The organism is Lysinibacillus piscis (assembly GCF_026012395.1).
Lineage (GTDB): Bacteria > Bacillota > Bacilli > Bacillales_A > Planococcaceae > Lysinibacillus > Lysinibacillus piscis.
Map to the genome: position 1 here is coordinate 380,148 of NZ_BRZA01000002.1, position 20,333 is coordinate 400,480.

The following is a 20,333-nucleotide window of genomic DNA, read 5'->3' on the forward strand; positions in this document are numbered from 1 at the left end:
TTAAAATTGAGAAGACTTGGTATTTCACTGTATCCTCAACATAGTACATTGGAGGAAATGAAACGCTATGTACAGTTGGCACATGAGAATGGATTTGATCGTATTTTTACATGTTTAATGTCCTTAAATAATGATCAAGAACGTCAAAAGTTACAACAAATTAATGCGTTCGCTAAGGAGTTAGGTTTTGATATCTCTGCTGACATTGCACCTAATGTTTTTCAAGAGCTAGGGCTAACATACAAAGATATTGCACATTTTAAAGAACACTATCATTTGGCAGCATTGCGTTTAGATATGGGGTTCTCTGGACATGAGGAAGCCTTTATGTCACTCGATGCAAGTAATTTAAAAGTAGAATTAAATATTAGTAATGGCACAAAATATGTCGATAATATTTTGTCTTACCAACCGAATAAGGAAAACATTATTGGATGCCATAACTTTTACCCTAGACGATTTACAGGTCTTTCACGACAACATTTTTTAGCAGCCTCTAAACAATTCAAAGACAATCATATCCGAACAGCAGCCATGATTTCGTCACAGCATGCAAAGTTTGGACCTTGGGAGCAAACCGAGCATGGTTTACCAACGTTAGAAGAACATCGCTATTTACCAATTACGGTACAAGCGAAGGATATGTGGCATACAGGCTTAATCGATGATTGTATTATTGGTAATATGTATGCATCAGAGGAAGAATTACGTGCATTGGGGCAATTAAATCGCAATAAGCTTGAATTGAAAGTTGTTCCATCAAAAGAAACGTCATCATTAGAAGAAACGATTTTATTCAAAGAATTCCACTACAACCGTGGCGATGTATCAGACTATGTGATTCGTAGTACGCAATCTCGTGTGAAATACAAGGGAGAGAATTTCCCTGCGCATGATATAGAAGTATTGACATTAGGGGATGTTACGATAGATAATGATTTAGACGTTCGTTATAAAGGGGAATTGCAAATTGTTTTGCAGGATATGCCGAATGCTGGATCAAGTAATATTGTCGCACGTGTTGTAGAGGAAGAGCTTTTTCTATTGAAACAAATTCAACCATGGGCATCATTTGGGTTTACAAAATAAAGTACTTTGTAAAGAGGATTAAGCCGATGCTTAGTCCTCTTTTGAATTGAATGGAGGTAAGCTATGTATGTATTAGCAATGGATGGGGGCGGAACAAAAACATCAGCCGTCATTTGTGATGAAGTTGGGCATGTCTATGCTAAAGTAAACACAACTCGTAGTAATCCAACGGCAATGGATATTCCCTACTTTGAGGCAACGTTGCATGCGTTATTACAAAATCTATTGCAGCAAAATCCCCAAGCCTTTGTGGCGATTGAAAGCTGCTTTGCGGGAATGGCAGGTGTCAAAGAGTTACATGCTGAGAGTACTGTAGAGCATATTATCCGTCAATATGTACAAAAAAAAGTGCCTGTTTTAGTAGAAAATGATGCGCTAATTGCACTTTATGCAGGTACTTTAGGAAAGCCAGGTATCATACAAATTGCGGGGACAGGTGCTATTACAATGGGCTATGACCAAGAAAAAAAGTTCCATCGTGTTGGTGGCTGGGGCTATCTTTTTGATGATGCAGGTAGTGGCTATGACTTAGGCGTACAGGCGTTGAAAGCTGTTTTCCAAAACTATGACGGACGAAAACCTGCTACTCAATTGACAGAAGCGGTGTTGCGTCATTTTGCGAAAGACACTGTCCCACAGCTGATTTCAAGTATTTACAATGACGAACATCCACGAACAAATATTGCTCCATTGAGTAAATATGTAATAGAGGCTGTAGAACAGGGAGATGCTATCGCATTAAGGATTATTGAAGAAGCATGTCAAAGCTATTATGAGGCAATCAAAACCTGCTACGCTCAAATGACATGGGAGGATGAACAAGTACCCGTCATTTTAACAGGTGGTGTGTTTTCCAATGAACAACATTTTATTCCGACTTTACAACAGCTTGCAGAGGATGATGGTTTACCACTGCATTTTATGAAAGCGCTTGTCGAACCAATTGGTGGTGCGGTTGTAGGGGCATTTCAACAAATAAGCGTGGAGATTGGTCAACAATTTGTTGATACGTTTAACAAACGATGAATCGAATATGTGGGAAGAAGCGGTTGAGGGGTATTGACTTCAATTGCTTTTTTTTGTTGTATTGCTTAGAATGTAGTATGTTGATAGGTTTACCTTGCTTCCTATGAATTAAGCGAAAAGATATATGAAATTTTAATAGATGGAGAGTGTCAATCAGAATGTTACATCAATTTTCTCGTAACGAGCTTGCTGTTGGTACAGAGGGGCTTGAAAAGTTAAAAAATACAACCGTGGCTATTTTAGGTGTAGGTGGCGTTGGTTCATTTGCGGCGGAGGCTTGTGCACGCAGTGGTGTTGGTCGTATTATTTTAGTGGATAAGGATAATGTAGATATTACAAATGTCAACCGTCAATTAGTAGCATACCTTTCGACAGTAGGTAAATCTAAATCGGCTGTTATGAAAGAGCGTATTGCCGATATTAATCCAGCATGTGAAGTGATTGATATGCATATGTTTTATACAGAAGAAACATATGAGCAATTTTTTGCACAAGGTATTGATTATGTCATTGATGCAAGCGATACAGTGATGTATAAAATTCATCTCATGAAAGAGTGTTTAAAACGTGATATCCCAATTATTTCAAGCATGGGAGCTGCCAATAAAATGGATCCAACACGCTTTCAAATTGCGGATATTTCCAAAACACATACAGATCCACTAGCTAAAATTATTCGTACAAAATTGCGTAAAGAGGGCATTCATAAAGGAATAACCGTTGTCTTTTCAGATGAAAGCCCAATCGTAGTACGTCCAGATGTAGTGGAGCATGTAGGAAAACCAGATGCGACGATTCGTAAAGCCAAAATGCCACCATCTTCTAATGCCTTTGTGCCTTCTGTAGCAGGCTTAGTGGCTGCTAGTTGGGTAGTAAATACAATTTTAAAAGATATTCCGATCACACGAGTGCAAGGATAATAGGGAAAATCGCTATCTCATGTAAGACAGAGGTGGCGATTTTTCGATGAAAAGGTATTTAGCGTTTTTTGTCGAACTATTGACTGTAGACTATGCATTTTTTGCATGGTAAAGGCAATCAAAAGGGGGCTATTTGTAGTGTCTATCAATGATATCGAAATCAGCTTGACCAACCTAGAAAAGCCTCTACTTTTAATCAGTGAAGAGGATGAGCAATTATTTCAAACACTTCTTCAAGAGGTTCTTACATATAAACAATGGCCGTTACTAGCACTTTCCACAAAAGCCTCGACATCATTAGTGAAAGATATTTGGTGTGCGCTGTATAGAGAGAATGTATTTATTAATAATGAATATGCGATGTTTTACCCAATTCGTTTTATTCTTTTTGAATTGGTGATGCAGGAAGAGTCCATTAGGCATTTAGCGAAAAAATCGCTAGATCATGAATATCTATCATTTATTTATGCGGTGATTTATACACAATTAATTTTACACTGGTTAAAAGAGAGATTGTCCATGGATCGAGAAGTATATGAAGCGGTGAAATTATTGTATTATTCTGTAGAAAAGGAGAATGATGAGGAGTCTGAGGAGCTATCGAGAGAGTTTACGATTGCTCAAGCCATTGCGGTGAAAGCCATTCGGGTGGAAGTACAGCAAAATGTGCGACAATTTGCTAACCAGATGCGACATGCCTATGAATTGGTGCAAGATATAAAAATTGACACGGTGACTGAAATGGGTCCATTGCTGGACAAGCTGGCGGCATCATTTGAATGAGTATAGTGGATACTAAATAGCAAAAGGCAGAAACGTTGATTAAACAACCTTTCTGCTTTTTTCGCTATTGTTGATTAAAGGATTGGAGCTTCTCATAAATCGTAGCCAAACGTTTTTCCTCGCCAGCAATAACAGGCTTGTAAAATTCTACATTGGTTAATTCGCTTGGTAGGTATTGCTGTTTGACCCAGCCTCCGAATGTACCAATAGGGGTATTATGTGGATATTGATAGCCCACATGTCCTAAAGATTCTGCTCCACTGTAATGAGCATCTCGTAAATGATGGGGAATTTCGCCAGTTTGACCTGCATGAATACGAGCAATAGCGGCATCTATAGCTAGAATGGCTGAATTAGACTTAGAGGCTAGACACATCTCAATTACGGCATTTGCCAGTGGAATACGTGCTTCAGGTAACCCTAAACGCTCGGCTGCTTGTATGGCAGCTAACACATGTGCACCGACAGCAGGATTTGCTAGCCCAATATCTTCATAAGCAATCACTAATAAGCGTCTACTCACAGCGACTAAATCACCATTTTCTAATAGATGGGCTAAATAATAAATAGCGGCATTTGTATCACTACCACGAATGGATTTTTGTAAGGCGGATAATAAATTATAAAAATGAGAGCCTTTTTTATCGCCATATACACCAATGCGACTAATTAAATGGTCAATCACAGTATCAGAAGCAATCGTTTGACCATCCACTTCGTCCCCTGCATAATAAATCGATTCTAATAGAGTGAGTGCTTTACGTGCATCGCCATTTGCAGCAATGGCAATTTTTTGGAGCTGTTCTTCAGTTAAGACCATATGATATTGCCCAAGTCCTCGTTTTGTATCCAGCAATGCCTTTTGTAACAGCATTAAAATATTATCGACTGTTAAATGTTGAAGCTGATAAATTTCCCCACAGCGTGAACGAATGGCAGGGTTCACATCATGATACGGATTTTCTGTTGTTGCTCCAATCAACACGATAGAACCATTTTCAACATGTGGTAATAAGGTATCTTGCTGTAGTTTATTGAAGCGATGGATTTCATCTAAAAATAGTAGCACTTTTCCTGAGATACGCGCTTCCTGTACAATATCCTCGACATCCTTTTTACCTGCTCTTGTCGCATTTAATGCAAAAAAAGGGAGTTTTGAGCTACCCGCAATGGCATTAGCGATGGATGTTTTGCCAACACCTGGTGCACCATATAGCAGCATGGAAGGGACATGTCCATTTGAAATCATTTTAAATAATGCTGTATCTTGCCCAATAAATTCTTGATGTCCCACAACTTCATCAAGGGTTAAAGGGCGCATACGATAAGCAAGTGGTTCATTATGCAAAAAAATTCCCCCTTTTTTTATTCGTTCTAGTATATCATAATGTGTTAGGTGTATTTCCGAGTTATGCAACAGGGAATTATGATATACTGAATAATAGTATTTTGACTAGACTATTCGAGGTGGATAAAATGAAAATTTCAACTAAAGGCCGTTATGGGCTTACAATTATGATTGAATTAGCAAAACATTATGGAGAAGGACCTATTCCGCTTCGTAAAATTGCAGCAGAGAAAGACCTTTCAGAGGCATATTTAGAGCAATTGGTATCACCGTTACGTAATTCAGGCTTAGTAAAAAGTGTGCGTGGTGCATATGGTGGCTATATGTTAGCGAACCCACCAAGTGAAATTTCCGCTGCTCATGTCATTAGTGTGTTAGAGGGACCGATTCAGCCTGTAGAAGGTATTGAAAATGAAGAAGCACCACAGCGAGAGCTTTGGCTACGTATTCGTGATGCTGTAAAAAACGTATTAGATACGACAACAATTGAAGATTTAGCTCAATATACGGAAGAAACAGTCGTAGAGGGCTATATGTTCTATATTTAAAAGGGGTATGCAGATGATTTATTTAGATCATGCAGCGACATCGCCAATGCATCCAAAAGTAATGGAAGTAATGACAGAGGCAATGCACAATGTTTATGGCAATGCCTCAAGCATTCATCAAGCAGGACGAGTGGCACGTAAATATTTAGATGAAGCACGTGAACAATTGGCGCAATCGATTGGTGCAAGAGCAAATGAAATTATTTTGACAAGTGGTGGAACAGAGGCTGATAATACAGCTATTTTAGGGACTGCCTATGCACGAGCACATGAAGGCAAGCATATTATTACAACGAAGATTGAGCATCATGCGGTGTTGCATACATGTGAAAAGCTTGAACGTGATGGCTTTGAGGTCACTTATTTACCTGTGGATCATAACGGCTATGTATCTGCCAGCACAGTACAACAAGCATTACGAGAAGATACCATTCTTGTGACAATTATGTATGGCAATAATGAGGTCGGTACAATCCAACCTATTGCAGAAATTGGTGCGTTGTTGAAAGAACATCCTGCTACATTCCATACAGATGCGGTACAGGCATATGGCTTGGAAAGTTTACAGGTCGCCGATTTACAGGTAGACTTACTTAGCGTATCTGCTCATAAAATAAATGGGCCAAAAGGTGTAGGGTTCCTTTACCAAAAAGCAGGTACACCACTTGCTAGCTACGCACTGGGCGGGGCACAGGAGAAAAAACGTCGAGCAGGGACAGAAAATATTCCTGCTATTATCGGGTTTGCGACAGCTGTTTTGCAAGCAAATGAGTTGCGTGAAGAAAAACGAACAGTATACAATCACTTTAAACAACTGATGCTAGATACGTTTACACAACAGGAGCTTACGTTTCATGTAAATGGTGAATGGACACAAACGTTGCCACATGTCCTGAACATTAGCTTTGCAGGTATGGAGGTAGAATCATTTTTAGTGAACCTTGATATGGCAGGTATTTGTGCATCAAGTGGTTCAGCATGTACAGCAGGTTCTATTGACCCATCTCATGTATTAGTAGCAATGTACGGTCAAGGAGCAGAGGAACTACGTAATTCCATTCGCTTTAGCTTTGGTCAAGGGCTGACAGAGGCAGATGTACAACAGGCTGCTGAAAAAACAGCGATGATTGTTAAAAGACTAGCAAAAAAATAGAGAAGGTGACCAATTCATGAAAGAAACACGTGACCCCTCACAAATCCGTGTCGTTGTCGGTATGTCAGGTGGGGTAGATTCTTCGGTGGCTGCGTACTTATTGAAACAGCAAGGGTATGAAGTCATCGGAATCTTTATGAAAAACTGGGATGATACAGACGAAAATGGTGTTTGTACAGCAACAGAGGATTATGATGATGTGATTAAAGTATGTAATCAAATCGGCATCCCATATTATGCTGTCAATTTTGAAAAGCAATATTGGGATAAGGTATTTACTTACTTTTTAGAGGAATATAAGGCAGGACGTACACCAAACCCTGATGTGATGTGCAATAAGGAAATTAAATTTAAAGCCTTTTTAGAGCACGCATTAAATCTTGGAGCAGATTATTTAGCGACAGGTCATTATGCACGTATTGATCGTAGTGCAGATGGCGAAGTGAAAATGCTACGTGGTATAGATGATAATAAAGACCAAACCTATTTCTTAAATCAATTATCACAGGAGCAATTAGCACATGTTATGTTCCCGATTGGTGATATTGAGAAGAAGGAAGTACGAAAAATTGCAGAAGAAGCAGGTTTAGCAACAGCTAAAAAGAAAGATTCTACAGGTATTTGCTTTATTGGTGAGCGTAATTTTAAGGAATTTTTAAGTCAATATTTACCTGCTCAACCTGGTAAAATGGAAACGATGGACGGCACAGTGATGGGACAGCATGATGGCTTGATGTATTACACACTTGGACAACGTCATGGTTTAGGAATCGGTGGCGATGGGGAACCATGGTTTGTATTGGGTAAAGATTTAACACGCAATGTGTTATTAGTTGGACAAGGTTTTGATAATGATTATTTGTATTCAACATCATTAACAGCTGTGAAAATGAATTACACGTCAACAAAAAAATTACCTGGGAAATTTTCTTGTACAGCGAAATTCCGTTATCGTCAAACAGACACACCTGTTGAAGTCGAAATATTAGCTGATGGACGAACACATATAGTATTTGCAGAGCCAGTACGTGCGATTACACCAGGACAAGCTGTTGTATTATATGATGGGGAAGAGTGTTTAGGTGGCGGTACAATTGATGAAGTATTTAAAAGCACTGAAAAATTAACATATGTAGGATAATGATGCAAAGACTACTGATAAGGTGGTCTTTGTGTTATGTATAGGTGAATAAAATGAAAGATTTTAATATACTAGGCATTGAAGCCTTACAAGACAAGCGATATGAGGATGCAGCACAGTTGTTTACACAAGCGATTGAGGCGGAGCCAGAAAAGGCCATTGGCTATGTGAATTTTGGCAATTTGTTAGCTGTTTTAGACGATACAGAACGTGCAGAACGCTTCTTTCAAAAGGCAATTACAGTAGATGAAACAGCCGCAACAGCTTATTATGGCTTAGCCAATTTATATTTCAATTTGGAGCGTTATGCAGAGGCAATCAAATTATATGAAAAAGCCTTGCAGTATCAAATTGAAGGAGCAGATGTTTACTATATGATGGGCAAATGCTTGGAACGTCTTGAACAACCAAAACTAGCCTTACCATATCTACAGCGTGCAACTGAACTAGCACCAGAAGATGTACAAAGTCGTCTTGCTTATGCCATTGTACTTTGTGCATTAGAAATGTTTGATGAAGGCAAACAGCAGTTGAATTATTTAATTGAGCAAGACTGGAATAATGCTGATGCTCATTATAATTTAGGCGTATTATATGCTGTATCAACAGAACAAACAGAGGATGCAATGTATCATTTGAAGCAAGCCTTTACACTTCAACCTGAATATGACCAAGCTCGTTATATTTATGATATGATTGCCCAACGTTTTAACTAAAGACTCTAATCAATCAAAAAGGAAGAAAGCTCTAACAACAGGCTTCCTTCCTTTTCGTTTTCTAGGATTCAGAAATACCATTGGCTAATAATAATAGAAATAACCAAATGGATGTTGGTATCATACAGGCAATATTTGAAAAGATACTGACCACTTTTACAGTACGGTTTTTAGATTTAACCCCTAAAATGAATGCCACAATAAACCCAATATCTATAAAAGCATATAAGAAAATGAGCATCCATAAATTAATATTTGGGAAACGAACCACAAAGAAAATGACTAATGCAACGAAGAATAAAGCTAAGGTTAAAATGATTGGATGAAATTCTTTATATTGCTTCAAGATAATACCTCCTGTCATTTCATTTTTTACGTTATTCATTGCATAAAGTTCAATTCAAATACACACGACTACAACTATCAGCAAGGTCATTGCCACACTGTGGATAAGAGCCTACTTTTTGCAATAATAGACAACTTCATCATACGATAAATCCCCACCAAATATAGATAAGGCACTACCGATTGTGACATGTAGTTTGCCATTCGATAGCTCTTTAAATCTCTCTAAATCAGCTAATGAGCGAACACCACCAGCATATGTTGTTGGAATAGATGTCCAAGCTGTTAAATCACGCACAAGCGCCTCTTGCATACCACTTCGTTTTCCTTCTACATCCACCGCATGAATTAATAACTCATCACAAAATTGCTCGATATAAGCAATCGAATCGGCATTGACCTCAAAATCACTAAATTTTGTCCATTTATCTGTGACAACAAACCATTTGCCATCTCGCATACGACAGCTTAAATCGATGACAAGATGCTCCTTGCCAACTGCTTGCACAAGCGCTTCTAATCGTGCGATATCTAATTGTCCATCATAAAAAATAAAAGACGTGACAATGACATGTGTTGCACCTGCCTCAATATATTGCTGTGCATTGTCTGCTGTAATTCCTCCACCAATTTGTAAGCCTTGTGGATAAGTGGCTAAGGCAGAGAGAGCTGCTTCTTCATTACCTTGCCCTAGCATAATGACATGTCCACCTGTCAGCTTGTCTTTGGCAAAAAGTGCTGCATAATAGCTAGCATCATGCGTAGAGATAAAATTTTCCACTATTTCTTGATCATCATGTCCTAATGTACTACCAACAATCTGTTTTACTTTTCCATCATGTACATCAATACAAGGTCTAAATTGCAACTATATCCAACCCTTCTGTTTATCTAAATTGTCTTCATTTTAGCATGGTATGTTAGCAGAATGTTAAAAAATTTGGTAAATATCGTTTCAAACGATTTTTCTTGGCTATTTATGATAAAATATAAAAATTGAAGTAGTTGGTGAAAGAGGTGTGCCGCAATGACAGAACATCCAAATTTATTTGAGCTTAACCCATATTTCATACTCGGTCGCCCTATTGTCTCTATTTTTCATAATGCACAAAATATGTACTCGATTGTTCGTGTAAAAATTCAAGAAACCAATATCGACTATTCCGATAAAGAAATTATTGTTGTAGGCTATTTTCCACCATTACAAATGGATGAAACCTATCGCTTTACAGGTATAGTAAAGCAGCATCCGAAATATGGTGTACAGTTTCAAATAGAGACATTTGAAAAGGAAGTGCCTGCTACAGAGCAAGGCATTGTTCACTATTTATCAAGTGATTTATTTGTTGGGATTGGTAAAAAAACAGCAGAAACAATTGTCGAGAAACTTGGAGCTAATACGATACGTCTAATTTTAGAAGACCCACAAGCATTGGATGTTGTCCCACGTCTATCCGCTGAAAAAAAAGAAGTTATTCGTCGAACAATTGAACAAAATTTAGGGTTAGAGCGTGTCATGATTCAATTGAATGAATGGGGATTTGGTCCACAGCTTGGAATGAAAATTTATCAAACATATCGGACGGAAGCAATCGAATTATTAAGGGAGAATCCCTATCGTCTTATTGAAGATGTGGAAGGTGTTGGATTCTTTCGGGCAGATGAGCTAGGGGCTAAATTAGGTATTACCGGCAACCATCCAGACCGTATTAAGGCCGCTATTTTACATATTCTAAATACAGCTGCTTTATCAGATGGGCATGTGTATTTAGATGCAGAGCATGTGTTACCAGCTGTGAAAGACATGCTTGAGCAAAGTCAGCGTGAGGAAATCCCATATGAAGTTATCTCCAAAGCGTGTATTGAAATGCGTGAGGACAGTAAAATTTGTGGTGAGGAAACAAGACTTTATCTACCATCCTTGTATTTTTCTGAAATTGGTATTGCTTCAAAAATCATTGGCTTAATTGCACGCAACCAGCAAGCATCCCACTTTAGTAAGGATGAAATTCGTAAAGCAATAGGTGAGACGGAGGAATTCCTACATGTTACCTATGCAGAAACACAAGCGAATGCTATTGAGCAAGCATTGAATTCAGCTGTGATGATTTTAACAGGTGGTCCAGGTACAGGGAAAACAACGGTCGTACGTGGCATAGTAGAAGTATATGCAAAATTACATGGCTTATCATTAAACCCAAAAGAATATGCACAAAAAGAGGAGCCATTCCCTATTATTTTATGTGCACCAACAGGGCGTGCTGCTAAACGTTTGGCAGAATCCACTGAACTGCCAGCTATGACGATTCACCGTTTACTCGGCTTTACAGGGCAGGAGAAAGAGGAGGAAACTGAACGAGAAGTAACAGGGAAGCTCATTATTGTGGATGAAATGTCCATGGTGGATACTTGGCTTGCCCATCAATTATTAAAATCATTGCATGAGGATGTGCAAGTAGTTTTTGTAGGGGATCAGGACCAATTACCACCAGTAGGCCCAGGACAAGTATTAAAGGATCTACTCGCTTCCAAGCAAATTCCGACAGTTGAATTAATCGATGTGTATCGACAAGCAGAAGGATCTACCATTATTGAACTAGCCCATCAAATTAAACGAGGGACGATTCCACAAGATGTCACAGTGAAAACATCTGACCGTTCCTTTATTAAGGCTGCCTCAGATCAGGTTGCCAGTGTTGTGACGCAAGTTGTGAAAAGTGCTGTGGCAAAAGGGCAGGAAATACGCAATATTCAAGTATTAGCGCCAATGTATAAAGGGCCTGCTGGAATTGATAATCTCAACAAAATGATTCAAGAACTCGTCAATCCAAATGATACAGGAACACGTAAGGAGCTTGTTTTCGGTGATGTAACCTATCGCATAAAGGATAAAGTGCTACAGCTTGTGAACCAGCCAGAGAGCAATGTGTTCAATGGTGATATGGGTGAGGTTATTAGCATTATTAAAGCGAAGGAAACGATTGAGAAACAAGATTTGCTCGTTGTGTCATTTGATGGGATTGAAGTGACCTATCAGCGTAGCGATCTCAATCAGCTAACATTAGCGTATTGCTGTTCCATTCATAAATCGCAAGGCTCAGAATTTCAAACAGTCATTATGCCTGTTGTGCGTGGTTATTCCAAAATGCTACGTCGGAATTTATTATATACGGGCATTACGAGGGCGAAAAACTTCTTAATTTTATGTGGAGAATCCGATGTACTGGTGGATGGTTTACAGCGTACAGATGATTTACAACGTTTTACTTCTCTGTGTGCAAGGTTAAACCCAATGGATATACAGGAGGATGTGGAATTAGTGGTGCAAGATAGTCCTGTCCTTGCCCTCAAATTAACAGTAGAAACAGCACCACATATTCATCCGATGATCGGCATGGAGAATATTTCACCCTATGATTTTTAATCTTAAGAAACCTTTACCATTAACTTCCTCAAAAGAGTGAGCTTGAAAAATATACTAGGAGATGAGAAAAAGTGAAGAAAATCGTAGTATTGCTACTGCTAATGGTGCTACTACCCATTGCAGGAAAAGCATACGCCAACAATACCATTATTGAAATAAAAGAGGAAGCTGCTGTTTATGATAATCGCTCAGGTGCATTGGTGCAAGTCGGCTCGTTATCAATAGGGCAAACTTTTGAAGTGACAAAGGATTACGGCACGAACTGGTGGCAAATTCGCTGGGGCGGTCATTATGGCTATGTTGACAAACGTTATACAAAGACCGTATCTCAAAAAACATATAAAAATATGATTCCTACAGCAGTGAAAATAAAAGATTATATCGTCGCCTCTATCAATGCACCTGTTTATGATAATACAGGGAAGCAACTTGTACAATTTGCCACATTGTCTGAAGGCGTACGTTTTCCTATCTACAATAAAATGGGAAGCTGGTATGGAATTGCTGTCAATGGACGTTTAGGTTATGTACATAGTAATGCAGTCGTAGCGGAAGCTGGAAAAATAACCGTTCCACCTACTACAAATACACCAAAGCCAGCCCCTTTACCACCAAGTAAGCTAGATGGCTATATGGAAGCACTTGAAAATGTGGAGTTATATGATTTCCGCCGTGAATCACCAATGGTTATTGCAACTTTACTAAAAGGGCAGCAATTAGAGGTAGTGGATACAACCGATGACACATTTATACAAGTACGCTGGGGACAAACATTTGTATATGCAGAAAAATCGAAAGTGCAATTGATTAGTGATCCAATTTACCGTAATAGTGGCAAGGATCAAGCAGTGAAAAATCAATATTTCATTCCGACATCTGTCAATAGCGAAGTATATGATCGTACAGCAGGGACGTTACAGCCATTTGCAAAGCTAGATACAAATCGCCGTTATCCGATTTTAAGAAAAGAAGGCGTTTGGTATGTAACGGTAATTGGGGGACGTGAGGGTTATATCCATAGTTCAAAAGTGGCGATTGACCGTGGTGTTCCTGTATTAATGTACCATCATATATTACAGCCACATGAACTTGGACGTTTTAAAAATGCTAGCACGACAGTAACCAATGTTCAATTTGCACAGGAAATGCAATATTTAAAGAGTAAAAATTATGAAACAGTAAGTACAGATGAGCTGCTTCGTTTTATGCGTAATGAAATTACATTGCCTGCCTATTCGATTGTGTTAACTTTCGATGATGGTTTATTATCAACACATGAATATGCGTATCCAATTCTCAAAAATAATGGCTTTACAGCAACACAGTTTTTAATTACGTATCGCAATGAACAATCACCAAATCTTAGACCATTTGACCCTAATGATTTACAGCCATTGTCTTTATTAGATATCGAGGCAATGCATGATGTTTTTTCTTATGGTTCACACACGTATAATTTGCACGAATTAGTTGGAAATGTAGGGAAAATGGTGCTTCTTCCATATCGAGAAGTGGTACAGGATTTAAAAAATAGTTTAGGAATTATTCCGGATGCGAAAGCCTTTGCCTATCCGTTTGGTCAATACAATTCAAATACAATCTATGCGGTCAAAGAGGCTGGTTTTACAATGGCTTTTTCAACGAAACCAGGCTACAACAACCCATATGATGACGTGTATCAAATTAAGCGTCTATACAGTGATCAAAAAACATCTTTTGCACAATTCCAAAAGATGGTTGCACCATATGCACAATAAATAAGGAAGCACATCCCATCAAATTTTTATTCTTTGAGAGGGATGTGCTTTTTATTGTTGATAAGTAAAATTTTGTAAATTTTCAAATAGTATATCCTTTTGTGGTAAGTGCCATAAACATACATTTGCTCATATACTTTGAATAAAGATGAAATTAGGAGTGAAGGTATGCCGATAAGCACAGGTAAGCAATATCTTGAACGTATTGATACACTTCAATCATGTATTATGATGGATGGCGTCAGGATTGAAGGGAAAGTGTCAGAGCATCCTGTATTTCAAGGCGTCATGCGTAGTCAGGCAAAGCTTTTTGATCAGCAGCATAAAGAAAATTTTATCGATATACTGACATATGTTTCACCGACAAGTCAGGAGCGTGTGGGCATGTCTTTTCGCCAAGTACTGACAGTTGAGGACCTTGTAAAAAGAAGACAGGCGGCAAGGGAATGGGCATTATGCACACATGGCTTTATGGGAAGAAGCCCTGATTATATGAATACAACATTGATGGCACTTGCTTCAGCGTCATATTATTTGAAGGGAAAGCCGAATTGTTTTCCAGAGCATTTACAACGGTTTTATGAATGGGCACGTGAACAAGATTTGACCATGACCCATACGTTTATTGAGCCACAAGTGAATCGCAAGCAGTTTTATGCAGAGGATGATGAGGTAACGATTGCAGCGAAAATTGTAGGGAAAACCAGTCAGGGGCTTGTCATTAAAGGCGCACGTTTATTGGCTACACAAGGTGGTATGACGGATGAGCTGTTAGTGCTATCTACAAACGGCTTTGACCGAGAAAAAAGCTTTGGGTTCTCTATCCCAAGCAATACAGCAGGCCTAACATTTTATTGTAGAGAGTCTTTTATAGGTGGTGCTTCCACATTCGATTATCCATTGAGCAGTCGCTTTGAGGAAATGGATGCCATTGTTGTTTTTGATGATGTCATAGTGCCGTGGGAGCGTGTATTTTATTATGAAAATGTAGATGTCGCTAATCGTTTTATGAATATTAGTGGTTTTCAGGCATATACACTCCATCAAGTGTTGTCTCGTCAAATTGTGAAAACGGAATTTATTTTAGGCGTGGCGCAATCTATTGTGGATACTATTCATATTGGCGATTACCAGCATGTCCATCAAAAAATTGCAGATATCATTGTGGCATTGGAAACGATGAAGGCGTTATTGTTAAAATCTGAGCTAGAGGCGACAAGGGACACATTTGGCTATTTACGACCACATCATCCAACATTACTTGTAGCCATTCAAGTTTTTCCAAAAGTATATCCTCTTTTTACAGACATCATTCAGTTGCTTGGTGCGAGTGGGTTAATGTCGATTCCAAGTGAAAAAGCATTTGTTGCAGATAATGGAGATTTGGTACATTATCTACAATCCTTTCAAGACGAAGGGAAGGAGCGTGTACAAAAATTCCGTTTAGCATGGGATTTAGTAATGAGCAGCTTTGGCACAAGACAAACATTATATGAACGCTTCTTTTTCGGTGATCCTGTGCGTTTAACGACTAGTTTATACCATAGCTATGAACGAAATGGTTTTGTCCGTCGTGTCGCTGATTTTTTAGCTGAAAAGGATTAATTGACAATTGTTATTTTTTGTATTAAAATAGATGAGAATTAAAAATAGCCACCCTTCGTTAGGTGAGGCTCCTATGCTGGAGATATGCTACTGCCCAAAAATGTCGAGAGACGCCAATGGGTCAACAGAAATCATCGAAATAAGGTGTTTTTTAACGTAGCTGGAATGAAAGAATCCTATGCCGCATAGTGCTAAAACTCAACGTTTGAAGGAAGAGAGCAGAGTCGTTTTTTTACTATGCTGTTTTTTATGTTGTGTTTTCAACACGCCTTCATTCGTCGAAGGCGTGTTTTTGTTATGGAAGGAAGGTGATGAGAAATGGATAGTAGCCCTGAATCGAGTAGGTATAGTACAAGTGAAAATCAAATTCGGAAGGAATGCCGATTTCTTATCGCCAACATAGCAGGTATAAAAGCGATATAATGCGCAATACCTGTTTGTTTTCCTGAAATAATAAAACATGAGGTGAAGACAATGATTAAAATCCATTACTTTGAAAAAGAAAGCAACACAGTCAAACATGATTTTCCACTGCAAGAATTAACACAACGCCTTCATGCAGAGGATTTATTATGGGTTGATGTATATGCGTATAATTATAATGAATTAAATGATATAGCTGATTTATTTAACTTCCATCCATTGGCAGTTGAAGATTGTTTACATGAAGGCTCACGTCCTAAAATGGATCAATATGAGGGCTATCAATTTTTTGTTTTTCATGCACCTATTTATCATGAAAAAAGTGACAATGAAATTACAACAATAGAACTGAATATTTTTATGGGCGCTAACTATATTGTAACGGTTCATAAACAAAAATTACCGTGGCTTGGCCATATCGAAAATAGCTGCTTGCATAGCACGCACTATTTAGAAAAAGGGGCCGATTTTTTACTGCATACGATCATTGATGGAATTACCGATGAGTATTTCCCAGTATTAGAGCGTATTCGCACACGTATTGATGAGCTAGAGGACGAAATATATGATTATGAACCAAAAGTGGTGACAGAGGAATTCCTTGCGCTTAAACGTACGATTATTTTTATTCGTCAAGCCATCATGCCACAAAAAAGAATTTTTTCCACAATAAATGGACAGTGGAAGTTTGATATTCGAGAAGAAAATATCCCGTTCTATAAGGATTTACAGGATCATTTAGAGCTTATTGTGGAATCGACTGAAACGTATAGAGATTTAGTTAATAGTGCACTGGACACGTATTTTTCCATCATCAGTGGCAAATCAATTGAAAAATTGAATTTACTAACAGTGATTTCAACAATTATGCTGCCATTATCTGTAATCACAAGCTTTTTTGGAATGAATGTACCGTTACCATATTCAGATTTACCAATGACGACGATTGTTATTACAGTATTTTTAGTCGTATTTACTTGGGGTATGTGGGCATATTTCAGAAAAATGCTCGCATAAGCAATTGACAGCAAAAAAGATTTTTTTTATAATTCTCGTAAGAAAAGAGTAAAAAACGATGATGGAATAAGTACGTGTTTGTATGTGTCGCAGAAAGGGATTTCTTGGCTGAAAAAATCCTCACAACCACAAATGCCGAAAGCTACTCCAGAGTGCAGCTAATCACTGCCGTTCACTGACGTTACAAGTGCTGAAAGAGGTAAGTAGATTTTTTTGCTTACAACTAGGGTGGTACCGCGAGATAATGGAAGTCCTCGTCCCTTTATTGGGATGAGGGCTTTTTTGCGTATTTCAATCGTCTTTTGATTAAACATTTTAGGAGGAATTTTTCACATGAAAGCAGTAGATATTCGCCGTATGTATTTAGAATTTTTTAAAGAAAAAGGGCATCATCATGAGCCGTCAGCACCACTTGTCCCAATTAATGACCCATCCTTATTATGGATTAACTCAGGAGTAGCGACATTAAAACCATATTTTGATGGTCGTATTATTCCTGATAATCCACGTATTACAAATGCCCAAAAATCGATTCGTACCAATGATATTGAAAATGTAGGCAAAACGGCTCGTCACCATACATTCTTTGAAATGCTAGGAAACTTCTCGATTGGTGATTACTTTAAAAAAGAGTCCATCCACTATGCATGGGAGTTTTTAACGGACAAAAAGTGGATGGGCTTTGATCCAGAGCTGTTATCGATTACTGTCCATCCTGAAGACCAAGAAGCTTATGATGTATGGCATCAGGAAATTGGCATTCCAGAGGAGCGTTTAATTCGTTTGGAAGGGAACTTCTGGGATATCGGAGAAGGTCCATCTGGTCCAAACTCTGAAATCTTCTATGACCGTGGAGCGGAATATGGCACAGATGATAATGATCCAGAAATGTATCCAGGTGGCGAAAATGAGCGCTATTTAGAAGTGTGGAACTTAGTATTTTCACAATTCAATCATAATCCTGATGGCACATATACACCACTACCAAAGCAAAATATTGATACAGGAATGGGCTTAGAGCGTATCGTTTCTGTTGTGCAAAATGTACCAACAAACTTTGACACAGATTTATTCATGCCAATTATTGAAAAAATCGAGGAGTTTGCGAATCGTTCCTATAAACGTCCAGGTGAAGTAGCGTTAAGCGAAATTTTTGGCTCTGAGGAAGATATTAATACACCATTTAAAGTCATTGCAGACCATATTCGTACAGTAGCCTTTGCAATTGGTGATGGTGCATTGCCATCCAATGAGGGGCGTGGCTATGTACTACGTCGTTTATTACGTCGTGCTGTGCGTTATGCAAAACAAATTGGCATTGAAAAACCATTTATGTTTGAGCTAGTACCGACAGTTGGTAAAATCATGGAGGACTTCTACCCAGAGGTAACAGAGAAATGTGAATTTATTCAACGTGTTATTAAAAATGAGGAGCTACGATTCCATGAAACATTGGATGGTGGTTTAGCTATTTTTAATGAGGTTGTAGAAGCACAAAAGGCGGCTGGTCATGATTATATTCCTGGTGCAGATGCATTCCGATTGTATGATACATTCGGCTTCCCAATTGAATTAACAGAAGAATATGCGGAAGAGGTAGGTATGAAGGTAGACCATGAAGGCTTTGAGGTAGCAATGGAGGAGCAACGTGAGCGTGCTCGTGCGGCTCGTCAAGATGTGGATTCCATGCAGGTGCAAAATGAAGTGCTAGCCAACTTAACAGTAGCAAGTGAATTTGTTGGCTACGATACATTAACAGTAGAGACAAGTGTTGCAGCGATGATTGTGAATGGACAAGTAGCAACAGCCGCTTCAGAAGGACAAGAAGCATTAGTTATTTTAGCACAAACGCCATTTTATGCAGAAATGGGTGGTCAAATTGCGGATAACGGACGTATTGTCAATGACCGTTTTACAGCTGTGGTCAAAGATGTACAAAAAGCACCAAATGGTCAACCATTGCATACAGTAGTTGTGGAATCTGGTGAAATGCATGTAGACGATGTGGTCACAGCAACGGTTAACCGAGATGACCGCAATTTAATCATTAAAAACCATACAGCGACACATATTATGCAACGTGCATTAAAAGATGTACTTGGCAACCATGTCAACCAAGCTGGTTCTTATGTAGGACCTGATCGTTTACGCTTTGACTTCTCACACTTCGGTCAAGTAACAAAAGAGGAATTACAGCAAATTGAACGTATTGTTAATGAAAAAGTGTGGGATGATATAGAGGTCATCATTGAAGAAAAAGCGATTGATGAAGCAAGAGCGATGGGTGCAATGGCTTTATTCGGTGAAAAATATGGCGATATTGTTCGTGTTGTATCGATTGGCGACTATTCAATTGAGCTATGTGGTGGGCTTCATGTAAAACGCTCTTCAGAAATTGGCTTCTTTAAAATTGTTTCTGAAGGTGGTATTGGTGCGGGCACGCGCCGTATCGAGGCTGTGACAGGCAAAGTGGCTTATGAAGCGGTGAAGGAAGAAGAAGCGCTATTAACAGAGGCGGCAGCATTATTAAAAGCGAACCCAAAAGACATTGTGACAAAAGTACAAACATTACAAGCAGACTATAAAGAATTACAACGTGAAAATGAAGCATTATCACAAAAAATGGCCAATGCACAAGCGGGTGCAATTGTGGATGCAGCCCAAACAATTGGTGATGTCACAGTACTTTCAACAAAAGTAGAAGCAAAAGATAATAATCAGCTTCGTCAAATGATGGATGACTTAAAAGGAAAAATGTCCAAAGCAGTCATTGTACTAGGTGCTGTGGATGGGGATAAAGTCATGTTATGTGCTGGTGTGACAAAAGATTTAATCGGTGGCAATTATCACGCTGGAAATATTGTGAAAATGGTTGCTGAAAGCTGTGGTGGTAAAGGTGGCGGTCGTCCAGATATGGCGATGGCTGGTGCAAAAGAGGTTGGAAAACTTGAAGAAGCACTACTTTCTGTGTATGATTATGTTAAAACCATTTAATTAATCATCAATATCAGTTATAATAGATGGAAATAGGAGATGAG

16 protein-coding genes, 1 riboswitch and 1 other annotated feature are annotated in these 20,333 nt (G+C 38.6%); of the genes, 13 read left to right on the forward strand and 3 right to left on the reverse strand.

Annotated features, from left to right (window positions below; translation table 11 throughout):
* The first annotated feature begins 6 nt into the window (after positions 1–6).
* The 4 genes from OPF91_RS08175 (at position 7) to OPF91_RS08190 (ending at position 3,818) form a co-directional block, all read left to right on the forward strand.
* Positions 7–1,089 carry a DUF871 domain-containing protein gene (locus OPF91_RS08175; RefSeq protein ID WP_264988253.1) on the forward strand — a complete coding sequence of 361 codons (1,083 nt, stop codon included), beginning with the start codon at positions 7–9 and terminating at the stop codon, positions 1,087–1,089.
* A gap of 63 nt (positions 1,090–1,152) precedes the next feature.
* On the forward strand, positions 1,153–2,115 hold the full coding sequence (locus OPF91_RS08180) for an N-acetylglucosamine kinase (protein WP_264988254.1): 963 nt from the start codon (positions 1,153–1,155) through the stop codon (positions 2,113–2,115).
* Positions 2,116–2,273: 158 nt separating this feature from the next.
* Complete coding sequence (locus OPF91_RS08185) at positions 2,274–3,035, forward strand: tRNA threonylcarbamoyladenosine dehydratase (RefSeq protein ID WP_264988255.1); 762 nt, start codon at positions 2,274–2,276, stop codon at positions 3,033–3,035.
* A 138-nt stretch (positions 3,036–3,173) separates the two neighbouring features.
* Positions 3,174–3,818 (forward strand): hypothetical protein, encoded by a 645-nt coding sequence (locus OPF91_RS08190; protein ID WP_264988256.1) that lies wholly within the window; start codon positions 3,174–3,176, stop codon positions 3,816–3,818.
* A 64-nt stretch (positions 3,819–3,882) separates the two neighbouring features.
* Here the strand turns inward: OPF91_RS08190 and OPF91_RS08195 are convergent, their stop codons facing one another.
* Positions 3,883–5,166 (reverse strand): replication-associated recombination protein A, encoded by a 1,284-nt coding sequence (locus OPF91_RS08195; protein WP_264988257.1) that lies wholly within the window; start codon positions 5,164–5,166, stop codon positions 3,883–3,885.
* A 128-nt stretch (positions 5,167–5,294) separates the two neighbouring features.
* Between OPF91_RS08195 and cymR the strand changes: the two genes are divergently transcribed.
* The 4 genes from cymR to OPF91_RS08215 are packed head-to-tail and all read left to right on the forward strand — an operon-like array spanning position 5,295 to position 8,724.
* Entirely contained in the window at positions 5,295–5,714 is a 420-nt protein-coding gene (gene cymR, locus OPF91_RS08200) for a cysteine metabolism transcriptional regulator CymR (RefSeq protein WP_264988258.1), read from the forward strand.
* A 7-nt stretch (positions 5,715–5,721) separates the two neighbouring features.
* On the forward strand, positions 5,722–6,867 hold the full coding sequence (locus OPF91_RS08205; RefSeq protein ID WP_264988259.1) for a cysteine desulfurase family protein: 1,146 nt from the start codon (positions 5,722–5,724) through the stop codon (positions 6,865–6,867).
* A gap of 16 nt (positions 6,868–6,883) precedes the next feature.
* Complete coding sequence (gene mnmA, locus OPF91_RS08210) at positions 6,884–8,008, forward strand: tRNA 2-thiouridine(34) synthase MnmA (RefSeq protein ID WP_264988260.1); 1,125 nt, start codon at positions 6,884–6,886, stop codon at positions 8,006–8,008.
* A gap of 53 nt (positions 8,009–8,061) precedes the next feature.
* Complete coding sequence (locus OPF91_RS08215; RefSeq protein ID WP_264988261.1) at positions 8,062–8,724, forward strand: tetratricopeptide repeat protein; 663 nt, start codon at positions 8,062–8,064, stop codon at positions 8,722–8,724.
* Positions 8,725–8,785: 61 nt separating this feature from the next.
* Here OPF91_RS08215 and OPF91_RS08220 read toward each other — a convergent pair whose 3' ends face one another.
* A complete protein-coding gene (locus tag OPF91_RS08220; protein ID WP_264988262.1) occupies positions 8,786–9,070 on the reverse strand; it encodes a hypothetical protein in 285 nt (94 codons plus the stop codon).
* A gap of 111 nt (positions 9,071–9,181) precedes the next feature.
* The gene (hisA, locus tag OPF91_RS08225; protein WP_264988263.1) at positions 9,182–9,937 is read right to left on the reverse strand and encodes a phosphoribosylformimino-5-aminoimidazole carboxamide ribotide isomerase; all 756 of its coding nucleotides are present in this window, start codon (positions 9,935–9,937) and stop codon (positions 9,182–9,184) included.
* Positions 9,938–10,096: 159 nt separating this feature from the next.
* On the opposite strand from hisA, the gene recD2 reads away from it, so the two are divergent.
* The 5 genes from recD2 (at position 10,097) to alaS (ending at position 20,289) form a co-directional block, all read left to right on the forward strand.
* A complete protein-coding gene (recD2, locus tag OPF91_RS08230; RefSeq protein WP_264988264.1) occupies positions 10,097–12,493 on the forward strand; it encodes an SF1B family DNA helicase RecD2 in 2,397 nt (798 codons plus the stop codon).
* Positions 12,494–12,564: 71 nt separating this feature from the next.
* Entirely contained in the window at positions 12,565–14,250 is a 1,686-nt protein-coding gene (locus tag OPF91_RS08235) for a polysaccharide deacetylase family protein (RefSeq protein ID WP_264988265.1), read from the forward strand.
* Positions 14,251–14,418: 168 nt separating this feature from the next.
* Complete coding sequence (gene hpaB, locus OPF91_RS08240) at positions 14,419–15,855, forward strand: 4-hydroxyphenylacetate 3-monooxygenase, oxygenase component (RefSeq protein WP_264988266.1); 1,437 nt, start codon at positions 14,419–14,421, stop codon at positions 15,853–15,855.
* Between the two features lie 47 nt (positions 15,856–15,902).
* A riboswitch (M-box (ykoK) riboswitch) is annotated at positions 15,903–16,072 on the forward strand.
* Positions 16,073–16,329: 257 nt separating this feature from the next.
* Positions 16,330–17,295, forward strand: a complete 966-nt coding sequence (locus tag OPF91_RS08245) for a magnesium transporter CorA family protein (protein WP_264988267.1) — start codon at positions 16,330–16,332, stop codon at positions 17,293–17,295.
* Between the two features lie 49 nt (positions 17,296–17,344).
* Positions 17,345–17,560 (forward strand) — a binding site (T-box leader).
* Between the two features lie 68 nt (positions 17,561–17,628).
* Positions 17,629–20,289, forward strand: coding sequence for an alanine--tRNA ligase (gene alaS, locus OPF91_RS08250; RefSeq protein ID WP_264988268.1), 2,661 nt, complete (start codon positions 17,629–17,631; stop codon positions 20,287–20,289).
* The last annotated feature ends 44 nt before the right edge of the window (positions 20,290–20,333 follow it).